The organism is Ligilactobacillus sp. (assembly GCF_036846325.1).
Classification (GTDB): domain Bacteria; phylum Bacillota; class Bacilli; order Lactobacillales; family Lactobacillaceae; genus Ligilactobacillus.
The window spans coordinates 1-10,451 of sequence record NZ_DAIUCE010000067.1; the positions used below are offsets into that span (position 1 = coordinate 1).

At 43.7% G+C, this 10,451-nt stretch carries 7 protein-coding genes and 2 pseudogenes; 2 read left to right on the forward strand and 7 right to left on the reverse strand.

Annotated elements, in window-relative coordinates:
* Positions 1 to 85: 85 nt before the first annotated feature.
* The 5 genes from V7Z60_RS07055 to V7Z60_RS07080 form a co-directional block, all read right to left on the reverse strand.
* Positions 86 to 1,729, reverse strand: coding sequence for a phosphoenolpyruvate carboxykinase (ATP) (locus V7Z60_RS07055; RefSeq protein ID WP_334117133.1), 1,644 nt, complete (start codon positions 1,727 to 1,729; stop codon positions 86 to 88).
* Between the two features lie 308 nt (positions 1,730 to 2,037).
* Positions 2,038 to 4,158: a ferrous iron transport protein B gene (gene feoB / locus V7Z60_RS07065; protein WP_334117135.1), complete on the reverse strand. Its 2,121-nt coding sequence runs from the start codon at positions 4,156 to 4,158 to the stop codon at positions 2,038 to 2,040.
* Complete coding sequence (locus V7Z60_RS07070; protein WP_334117136.1) at positions 4,155 to 4,634, reverse strand: FeoA family protein; 480 nt, start codon at positions 4,632 to 4,634, stop codon at positions 4,155 to 4,157. The genes feoB and V7Z60_RS07070 overlap by 4 nt, the downstream gene beginning before the upstream one ends.
* Positions 4,635 to 4,848: 214 nt before the next feature.
* Complete coding sequence (gene galT, locus V7Z60_RS07075; protein ID WP_334117137.1) at positions 4,849 to 6,315, reverse strand: UDP-glucose--hexose-1-phosphate uridylyltransferase; 1,467 nt, start codon at positions 6,313 to 6,315, stop codon at positions 4,849 to 4,851.
* A gap of 27 nt (positions 6,316 to 6,342) precedes the next feature.
* Positions 6,343 to 7,509: a galactokinase gene (locus tag V7Z60_RS07080; RefSeq protein ID WP_334117138.1), complete on the reverse strand. Its 1,167-nt coding sequence runs from the start codon at positions 7,507 to 7,509 to the stop codon at positions 6,343 to 6,345.
* A gap of 229 nt (positions 7,510 to 7,738) precedes the next feature.
* Between V7Z60_RS07080 and V7Z60_RS07085 the strand changes: the two genes are divergently transcribed.
* Positions 7,739 to 7,921, forward strand: coding sequence for a helix-turn-helix domain-containing protein (locus V7Z60_RS07085; RefSeq protein WP_334117139.1), 183 nt, complete (start codon positions 7,739 to 7,741; stop codon positions 7,919 to 7,921).
* Positions 7,922 to 8,048: 127 nt separating this feature from the next.
* Positions 8,049 to 8,450 (forward strand): annotated as a pseudogene (locus V7Z60_RS07090) (IS21 family transposase); the annotation flags it as partial.
* A gap of 461 nt (positions 8,451 to 8,911) precedes the next feature.
* Here V7Z60_RS07090 and V7Z60_RS07095 read toward each other — a convergent pair.
* On the reverse strand, positions 8,912 to 10,273 hold the full coding sequence (locus V7Z60_RS07095; protein WP_334117140.1) for an RNA-guided endonuclease InsQ/TnpB family protein: 1,362 nt from the start codon (positions 10,271 to 10,273) through the stop codon (positions 8,912 to 8,914).
* Positions 10,203 to 10,451, reverse strand: a pseudogene (locus V7Z60_RS07100) (hypothetical protein); the annotation flags it as partial. The pseudogene V7Z60_RS07100 and the gene V7Z60_RS07095, both read right to left, overlap by 71 nt.

Sequence of the window (10,451 nt, forward strand, 5' to 3'; positions counted from 1 at the left end):
ATGACATAGATTGATCTCTTTTGATTCATTTTGGGCATTTAAGGTCAAAAAAAGAGACTGAAAGCAATCTTTCAGTCTCAAAAAACTACTTAATTTTTTTAATCATTCCATTCAGACAATCAATGATTTCTTCAGGAAGCGGTGCATGCGGATGCGTTTCTTCATAATTTTTGATCCAATCACGACGAATTTCAAATCGACTGGCAAGTTCTTCTTTGTATTCCTCATCTGAAAAATCAAGATTATAGCCGTCAAGTGGCATATAGCTCATGTTCTCGAGCGGTCCGAACGGTTTCCAGACATCAGCACCGGTTGCAATGTCTTCAAGAATCTTAAGTGTTACGTCCTTATCGATGTCTTGTCCATTAAAATCAGCAGTGTTGACAATGTAGCAATCAACGCCGTTTTCAAACAACTCTTTAAAATCGGCATAGTCCTCAGAAAGAAGATAAGCCCTGAAAGGATCGGCAAAAGGCTCAATCACTAACGCATCCCTGGCCGTTTTCGCAACGTTTTCAGCCGTCGAACGTTTTGTTGCAAGCGTCACGCCGAAAGTTGCCGCAGTCACCGGATCCTCAAGCCTGACAACCGGAGGCAGGCTGTTGTCCTTCATAATCCAGAAAATCGACGTTATCGGCGCCTTTTCACGATCAACGCGGTTAACTGAAGCATAGCGCGACTTGATTGTACGTCCGTTGCCATTGCGAAGGTCTTCCGTCACCAGAACTTTTTTGCCGTCAGCGTTCAAAGTTACTCCGACATTCATCACAGTCGTAAAATAGTTCGTTTCCTTCGTCCCCGGCAAATAGTCGTTTGTTTTATCAAAATATGCCGGTTCAAGCGCAACGGAACTCCCGTCTTTCCGATTGATTACGAACGCATCGTCGTGCAAAACGGTAATATCGAACTTGCCGTCATGCTTTGCGTGAGTCAGTGTTGACTTTCCGGATCCTGAAAGCCCGTAAAATGCAAAAACCTTATCATCTCTGTCTTTGAAATGAAAAGCCTTTTCGCCGCCATGACAAGCAGTATAGCCGTTTCTGTGAGCCGTTGCCCAGGCAAGCGTCAAAGTCGCCTTCTTCAACTCGCCGAAATAGCGCAAGCCCAAGACAGCCGCCGCATTGTGCTTGGCATCAATGATTACAAGCCCTTCAGGATATGCATCGTCATGCCACAAAGGATCGGCATAAAGATAGATGTCTCCCTCATCATATCGTTTTGAATTATCGTACCTTTTTGCATATTCGTCATTAAAGAATTGAAAATTCAGCATGTATGACAAAAGATTGACTTCAAATCCTTCCGCAATCGCAAGATGCGCTTTCAGCATAAACTCTTCATCAAGCCCTACAACCACGTCAGTCTTATAAAATTTACGACTCCTGGCAGAATAAATTGCTTCGCGCAAAACACCATCAAGCTTGTCATCATCAACTTCCGGTGACCCGATGCGCCGCCTTGCCCTGGCCGTTCTTCCGACAACGTCCCCATGATTGTCGACGATCATCCTTGCATCAGCCGGAAGGCCAAGTTCTTTAGTATGAATAATCGGCAGATCGGTAACTATCGTCGCACTGGATTTTTCGGCCAGACGATAGGCTTGTTCAACGCTTGAAACATCGACGACGTTGTTTCCGTAAAATGCAGATTCAATCGTCGTTCTTGTTCTTGAGAAAATATGGTTCTTCTTTGTAATCTCTTCTTCAGCAAATCTCTCACGCGTACTCATACAAATCACTCCTTAGAAATCGTATTGAAATCGTTTTCACAAATACAGTATATCACTAGCTGTCACAACATACAAATTTTTCGATACTAATTGGAACAATTGTCTCAAAAAAAACAACCGGTCTCTGAACGAAACCGGCTGTTAAATCACTCACCCTTCTTAGCGCTTATCTTATGGACATCAACCAACGGGCATCCCTGATCATGACAAGAATCGCAATGCCCTTTGGTTCTTTTGATAAAACGCGTATAAACGATATGGAAAAAAGCACCAAAAATCAGAACAGACAAAATTATCGTGGCAACCATTTAAATTCCTTCTTTCGCAAGACGACTTTCGTCATCAACAGTCCTGGCAGGACGCTTGATAAACAATCCGTAGGCAAAAACCAAAACGCCAATGACTACACCTGAAACGTTAAGCCATGTATAGCTTCCGGAAAGAATAACCGACGATTGATAAATAACCAATGCGGCAAGGTACGCAAGAAGCGTCTGATATCCCACGGCTCGAAGCGTCCACTTGTAATCGCCAAACTCTTTGTTCATTGCGCCGATTGCCGCAAAGCACGGTGCACAAAGCAAATTGAAGACCAAAAAGGCGTAAGCACCAAATGAAGAGAAGTGCGACAGCATGAGTTTGTCAAAGACTGCATTTGACGGATTACCAAACGTAACCTGAATCGTACTGATGCAATTCTCCTTGGCAATCAGACCGGCAAAAACTGCGGCACATGCATGCCAGTCGCCAAATCCGAGCGGTTTGAAAATCGGAACGAAAATTGAACCGATCGTCTTGAGCATGCTTTCCTGCTGAGAAACCATCTGCATCTTAAAGTTGAATGAGGACAGGAACCAGATAAGGACCATCGAAGCAAAGATAATCGTGCCGGCCTTTTGAATAAAGGCAATCGAACGTTCATACGAATAACGCAGGATATTCAAGACCTTCGGCAGGTGATAGGCAGGAAGTTCCATAACGAACGGTTGCGTCTCGCCGGCAAACAACTGTGTCTTTTTCAGAAAAATGCCGGAACAGACGACGGCAGCCATCCCGATAAAATACGCTGACGGTGCAACCCAGCTCTGATGTGGAAAGAAAGTCCCTGAAATCAGACCGATAATCGTCAATTTGGCTGAGCAGGGCATGAACGTCGTCAGCATAATCGTCATCTTGCGATCTTTTTCACTCTCAATCGTTCTCGTTGACATGATTCCCGGCACGCCGCATCCTGTCGAAATAAGCAACGGGATAAAGGACTTGCCGGAGAGATTGAAACGGTGAAAAATGCGATCCATGACAAATGCAACGCGCGCCATGTACCCGCAATCTTCTAAAATACCGAGACACAGGAAAAGGACTGCAATTTGCGGAACAAAGCCTAAAACTGCTCCGACGCCGCCAATGATACCATCGATTACGAGTCCCTGCATCCACGATGCAACGTGCCAGCTTTTAAGCAGCGCCGTTGCCGTATTGGGCACAAGATCACCGAACAAAACGTCATTGACCCAGTCAGAACCCGCACCGCCAATCGTTTGAATCGAAATATAGTACACGAGCCACATGACCAGGACGAAAATCGGCAACGCAAGGATTCTGTTCGTTACCACCATATCGACATAGTCAGATGCCGTCATGACGAAGTCTTTTTCGTTGACGACGCTCATGTCAACGATGCGGGCGATGAAGTCGTAACGCGCATTGGCAATGATGCTCCCGGTCTCGTCGCCAAAAACTTTTTCGGCGGTTTTGACAAGCTCTTCGATTTTGCTGCGACGCGTTGAATCAAGCGCAATGTTTTCCCAAACGTCATCATCGTGCTCAAAGAACTTGATTGCATAAAAGCGCAGATCTTCATCCGACACGACTCCGCGAAGCTGATCTTCAATCATTGACAGAGCCGATTCAAGACGATCATCATACTCAGGAAAAGAATATCCCTTGTGCTTTTCTTCAATCATCATGTCAATCAGCACATCCAGATTAGTCTTTTTCAAGGCACTGATTCCAATTACCGGCACGCCCAGCAGATACTCCATCTTCTTCAAGTTGATGCGCTTGCCCTGCTTTTTGAGCAAATCCACCATGTTGACTGCACAGATTATCGGAAGGCCGGTTTCCATCAATTGCAGTGTCAAATACAGATTACGCTCCAAATTCGTTCCGTCAATCACGTTGACGATCACGTCCGGACGCTCGTCAATCAGATATCTTCTGGAAACGACTTCTTCCGGACTGTATGGGGACAAGGAATAGATGCCCGGAAGATCTTGAATGACGACATCCTTGTGTTTTTTCAGGCGGCCGGATTTCTTTTCAACGGTAACTCCGGGCCAGTTCCCGACAAACTGATTGGCACCGGTCAGGGCATTGAACAAAGTCGTCTTTCCACAGTTTGCATTTCCGGCAAGAGCAACGTTAATCATAAGCTCGCCTCCTTAACCATGATGTTTGCGGCTTCACTCTTCCGCAACGAAAGTTTGTATCCGCGAAGAGTCAGTTCCACGGGATCGCCCAGCGGTGCAACCTGCTGTACGGTCACGATTGTATTGCGGGTCAGCCCCATATCCATTAAACGACGACGCAGTTCCTTTGATCCGTTCAGTTTGACGACCACGCCGGACTTTTTCAACGGAATCGAATCCAAAGAAACAAGATCCTTGTCGTCAAGACTGCCGAGATCCAGAACTTCGATGCACTCAGCCATTTCAGGACTGACGGCCAGTCTTTGACCTTGAAAATAAATCAACAGTCCGCTGTTTGAATCAGCAGTCGCAATCACCGTAACTACTTTGCCACGAACCATCCCCAACTCTGCCAAGCGTCGCACCAACGTTTTTGAACCATCAATCTTTGAAATTATGCAACGCCCCTCGCGCTTGATTTGTGCCAATGTTTGCATTTCTCTTTCCTCCCGAATACGCCTGTTTTAATTTCTAATTGAGAACTATTATCATTTACGTTATTAAGCGTATCACGAAATCTATCTTTTAGCAATGCAAAATTAGAAAAAAATGTGAATTTTATTCTGATTTCCCATCGCCTGATTGATTGCCTTGCTGATAAAAACAAGATCTCCGTTGATTTTAAAATCAACGGAGATCTTCAAATGAGAATTATTCTAATCCGACGTTTTCAACAAAACGCATAAAAGCTTCCTGTCCCTCTTTGTTTCGTTTGTACACGCCCGCATCTTCAAGTACTCTGGCAAAGACTTTTCCTGTTTCCTGATTAACGATTTCCGTAATGTTCTCTGCAGTTGCTTCCGGGTGATTCTGCTTGATTTCATCAGCCCAAACGCGATGATATTCTTTCATTTCGTTTGATTTTCCCAAAATGTACTTTCCGACTTCAGCAAGCTCGTCCTTAAGGCGCGGAGGCAAAATCGCCAGTCCCATGACCTCAATCAGGCCGATATTTTCTTTTTTGATATGCTGCACGTCTTTATGAGGATGGAAGATTCCGTCAGGATATTCCTCTGACGTTTGATTGTCGCGCAAAACCAAATCAAGCTCATAATTGCCGTTCTTCATTCTCGCAATTGGCGTAATCGTGTGATGCAAAACGTCACCATCAAATGCTTTGACATTAACTTCTTCGTCACTGTATTTGCGCCAGGAATCTAAAATTCTGGCGGATAATGCCACTAATTCTTCTTTATCGGAACCATTCAGGCGAATCACCGACATCGGCCACTTGACAATCCCGGCAGAAACGTTTTCAAACCCGGCAAATCTGAAACTTTTTTCAACGGGAGCTTCTTCCATTGCAAAAACGTGACGACCGCCCTGATAATGCTCATGAGTCAGAATCGATCCGCCGACAATCGGCAAATCGGCATTGCTTCCGGCAAAATATCCGGGAAATTTTTCGACGATTTCCAAAAGATTGCTGAACGTTTCCCTGGAGATTACCATCGGCTCATGCTTGCCGTCAAGGAAAATGCAGTGTTCGTTGAAATAAGCGTACGGCGAATACTGAAAGCCCCAGACTTCTTCACCCAGATTAAACCGAATGATTCGGTGATTCGTCCTTGCGGGATGATCAACGCGCCCATAATATCCTTCGTTTTCCATGCAGAGCTGACACAGAGGATATCCTGACGGTGCAAGTTTTTTAGCCAGCGCAATCTGCTTTGGATCTTTTTCCGGCTTGGAAAGGTTGATTGTAATTTCAAGATTTCCATAGTCAGTCGGTGTCTTGAAATAGATATTTTTGGCAATCGCCTTCGTCTTGACGTAATCGTTTGCCTTGCTGAGCTCGTAAAAATCAGCGATTGCCTGTTTTTTGTCCTGAGCATACATTTCATTAAATCGATGATTCAGAACGCTTGGAATCGGCGTTATCAAATCCATCAGCTCGCATCCCAGGGAATCCTTTGAGGAAGCCAAATCATCAATTTTCTGATTCAAAACGGCCTGTTCGACCAAAGCGTCCTTTACGTCGATGATGCTTGCTTCCCGACACTCTTTCTCGCATTTGCCAACCAGATGCAAAACGTGATTATACAAATAATGCTTATCAATTTCAGTATAATCAGACTTATCAATTACTTGTTCAACAAATTTTTCAATCAAATCCATTTCAATTCACCGCACTTTTCAATCTGATTAATCGAGCACCTTTGTTCCGTCAGCGACTTCCGCAATGTAAAACGATGGTGCGTACCCGATTTTTTCCGTATATGCCTTTCCAACGTTATCCTTGAAGGATTCGACACAGTCTCTGTCAACGATTGCAATGCCGCATCCGCCAAAGCCTGCGCCAGTCATCCTTGCACCAAGCACGCCCTTTTGCTTCCAGGCCGTATGTGCCAGCGTATCCAGTTCAACACCGGTTACTTCATAGTCGTGTTCGAGCGAAACATGAGATGCGTTGACAAGGCGTCCGAAGCGCTCAAGATCGCCGGCTTCAAGAGCTTTTTCAGCCTTTAAGGTGCGTTGGTTTTCAAGCACCGCATGACGGGCGCGTTTCAGACGTGCTTCATCCTCAATCAGATAGCTGTATTCGTCAAACGTTGACTCGTCAAGCTCGCCCAAAGACTTGATGTCGAGTTTTGCTTGAAGCTCGGACAAGGCTTTCTCGCATTCTGCACGACGTTCGTTATATTTGGAATCTGCAAGTTCACGACGCTTGTTCGTATTCATGATTACGATGACGTTGTTTTTCAAATCAAGCGGAACCGGCGTATATTCAAGTGTATTCGTATCAAGCAGCAGAGCTTTGCCTGACTGACCCATCCCAATTGCAAATTGGTCCATGATTCCGGAATTTACACCGATAAACTTGTTTTCCGTCTTCTGACCAAGCTTTACGAGATCGAGACGATCCGTATCCAGTTCAAAAAGTTCCTGGCAGATGATGCCGATTAAAAGTTCAAGCGAGGAAGAAGAGGAAAGACCGGATCCGTTGGGAATATTTCCTTCAATGAAAATGTCCATTCCGGCATCAATTTCATAACCGTCTTCTTTCAGGAACTTGATCATGCCTTTTGCATAATTTGTCCAATTGTCCTTTTCATCATAAACAAGGTTGTTTAAGTCGACTTCGATTATGCCCTTGTCTTCAAAATTGGCCGAATAGAAATTAAGCTTGCTGTCAGCACGCTTTGAAGCTGCACCGTACGTTCCAAGCGTAATTGCGCACGGAAAAACGTGGCCGCCATTATAATCCGTGTGTTCGCCGATCAAATTGATGCGGCCTGGGGAAAAGAACGTCTTTTCCGGTTTTGCACCAAAAACTTTTTCAAATTTTGCTTCTAATTCTGCCTTTTCCATAATTTATGCACCTCATTAAGTAAATACGTTATTTTCTACTTTTCCAGTTTACTATATTTTACTAAATTATGCAAGCGCTGTTTTTACTGATTTTTTAAATTCTTTAGTAAAACATTTTGCCTGTTCCAACTTGCATAATATGATGTTGCAGTCAAGCCCTGATTGTGTGTAAATCATCTTTTCTCCAAGGTACTTTCCGGCTAGGCATAATTAAATAAGTGGTATTGACATGATTAATCTAAATAGTCCTGATATTCTGACCGTACAGGAAGCTGCCAGAATATGGGGCAAGAACGAAGCTTACGTTAGAACTGCTCTGAAACAGAGTCCTGATAGGTTTCCTAATGGCTCTGTAAGACGCTTCGGCAAGGTAATCCTTGTAACAACACAGGGAATGGAAGCAGTGATATGAATAAAGGATCCTAGAAAAGACAATTATATGAAAAGGAATGAAAAAATATGTATACCTTATGCAAGAATACGAGATGGAGTAAGATGTAAAGGGTGGTTGTAAAATGTAGGAAATCGGCGGTTTAAATAGGAAGCATCGAATCCGTCGCAGTAAGCTAGACGGATATCGAGACATCATTGAAGACAAATACGCTGCAGGTTGTTCTGCCAGATCGATTTATGACTTTATCGTTGAAAAAGGCTTTACTGGCAAGTACACAATCGTTAAAGATTATTGTCGTCGTTTTCGTAAAGCACAAACAAAAAAAGCGACGATTAGAGTTGAGCATACAATTGGATTAAGTGCTCAAGTTGATTGGAAAGAACAGGTCACAATGACCGATCGGAACGGTGTTTCACATACATTCAGTATTTTCTTATATGTCTTGCCTTATTCCAAATTCAAGTTTTTAAAACTAACCCTGGATCAGAAACAGGATACTTTATTCAAATGTTTATTTGAAGCCTTTAAGGCTACCGGTGGAATTCCTATTTAAACCGCCATAAAGCGACAATTTAAATCCCCCCTTGACAGGGACTTAATTAACCGCCAAATATCATTTCATCTCTAGCCATGTTTGAACCTCTTAAACACGTTATGGAAAAATAAAAGCACCCTTACGGATGCTAAATTATTTCGATTGACTTAATTTCAGATTCATTAAATCCGACATACGGGTGTTTGTCAGTTTTAATAGTGATTTCATCAGATTGCGAATTTCTAGTATAACTATATCAAATTATATCTAGTGATATGAATATAATTAACGACTTCACTCAACCTACTCAAACCAACCTCCAGGCCCGGTCACTGAAGTAACTGGGGTTGCGAATAGCGTTCCTGAAAAACGCCATTCTAAAGGACAACTTTACGGTTCTTTTGGCTTTCGTGCTTTCTGTTCGAAATTCTTCGCCTGGCCTTCAAATTGCCAGGAATCAAATTAAACTCTACCTAGAACGACAAGTTTAATTTGACGGGACACAATCCCATGCCCTCTATTCCGTCCGCAAATGCATTCGGAACTACTTTTCGTAAAATTTGTAAAGCGCCATTCACGTCGGCGTTAATCAACGTTCCATTATTGGAACGAAATAATCCACGCTTAATGCGGCGTCTGGCCGGCGAAAGTCCGCGACGTTTACGTGCCTTGTCGCCATTGCTGTTAACAGGAGCTTCGCCATCAAGAAACGAAGTCTGACTGGTGTAAGCTTCATTGTGCTGAATAACCGCAATTCCGACCAGATTGGCCTTGTATTTAATCATTTCGATGATTTTTTGATGCGGAATTCCAATAAAGTTCTGGTTGTTCCGCTTGCCCATGCTGGCACTGCGCTTCTGGCCTTTATTCTTACCGATAATGATGGTATTCAACTCATGGCTTAGCGCAAATTTTACGATACGCTTACTTGCTTCATGAGCAAATGCCATAACCTTTTGGTTTCGATGAAAATCAAGGCGATCTAAACGATGACTGGTTTTTGGTAAATTTGCCAAATCCAGGATTCGGGACAATTCAGCCCGGTGCTTGTTGTAATACTGGTTAATTGCCTTTAATGGTCGACCGTTAATAATCACCGGTTGAATTCCCGGCACATTTGTAGCCAAAGTAAAGGCGTTGTCTAATCCAGGATCAATGGTCAGATAGCGGTGATTATCCGGCTTGTAGTTAACAGTCTGATTAGTTTTATAGACAACCTCGACGACAAAACAGCCGTTTTCAGGAATGATTCGCACTTGTTGAATCTTGTCTGTTTCCGGATGCTGTAATTCGATTTTAAAGTTATTTAAAACCGGAATCTCAACGAAGCGCCGACCGGTTTTCTTATCGGTTTGACGCAATTTAGCTGTCTGGTTGTCAACAACAAATGACATCATGCCGCCTTTTTTAAGATATTTAGGCAATCTGGGACACCCCGTAAACTTACCGGGATTTTTAGCATAGGCTTTACGAGCCTTACGCCATGATTCCATGTTTTGAGCTACCAGCTTAAGAACCTGTTGAACCAAATGCACAGAGTTCATTGAACTGTAAAGCATACAGTCACGCTGTTCTTTAGATTGCTTAAGGCTGGTGTTTAACTGGCCATAAGTCATCCAATGGCCATCAAATAACGCCTGACGAACACGATACAGTCCCTGGTTGTAGATGTTATTAGCCAAATGGGCGTAATGCACCAGAACCGGGAAGTGTGAGTGCGACGGCTTGACAATGTGACGTTCAGTCAAGTAGTCGTATTGCTGTTCAGTCTGTTGTTGACGAAGCTTTTCCAGCGTCTGACGACGCTTCTTCCTGGACTTCAACTGTTTTGCCATCACGTTCACCTGCCTTTTCTTCCTGCTCCAGGGCTTGCTTAATTCGTTTACGGCGTCCTGAATACATTCGCATCGAAAAAGCGTGCAACAAGGAAATGATTTCCTCAAAGATTTCCTGCTGGTCAGTCTTCTTGTCGTGCAATTCCGACATTACGACAATCTCAGTATGATATTTCGC

Excerpts from the sequence above, each read along its gene's own strand:
- V7Z60_RS07070 (WP_334117136.1), bottom strand. The coding sequence starts at position 4,634 with ATGCAAACATTGGCACAAATCAAGCGCGAGGGGCGTTGCATAATTTCA.
- V7Z60_RS07095 (WP_334117140.1), bottom strand. The coding sequence starts at position 10,273 with ATGGCAAAACAGTTGAAGTCCAGGAAGAAGCGTCGTCAGACGCTGGAA.
- V7Z60_RS07055 (WP_334117133.1), bottom strand. The coding sequence starts at position 1,729 with ATGAGTACGCGTGAGAGATTTGCTGAAGAAGAGATTACAAAGAAGAAC.
- galT (WP_334117137.1), bottom strand. The coding sequence starts at position 6,315 with ATGGATTTGATTGAAAAATTTGTTGAACAAGTAATTGATAAGTCTGAT.
- feoB (WP_334117135.1), bottom strand. The coding sequence starts at position 4,158 with ATGATTAACGTTGCTCTTGCCGGAAATGCAAACTGTGGAAAGACGACT.
- V7Z60_RS07080 (WP_334117138.1), bottom strand. The coding sequence starts at position 7,509 with ATGGAAAAGGCAGAATTAGAAGCAAAATTTGAAAAAGTTTTTGGTGCA.
- V7Z60_RS07085 (WP_334117139.1), top strand. The coding sequence starts at position 7,739 with ATGATTAATCTAAATAGTCCTGATATTCTGACCGTACAGGAAGCTGCC.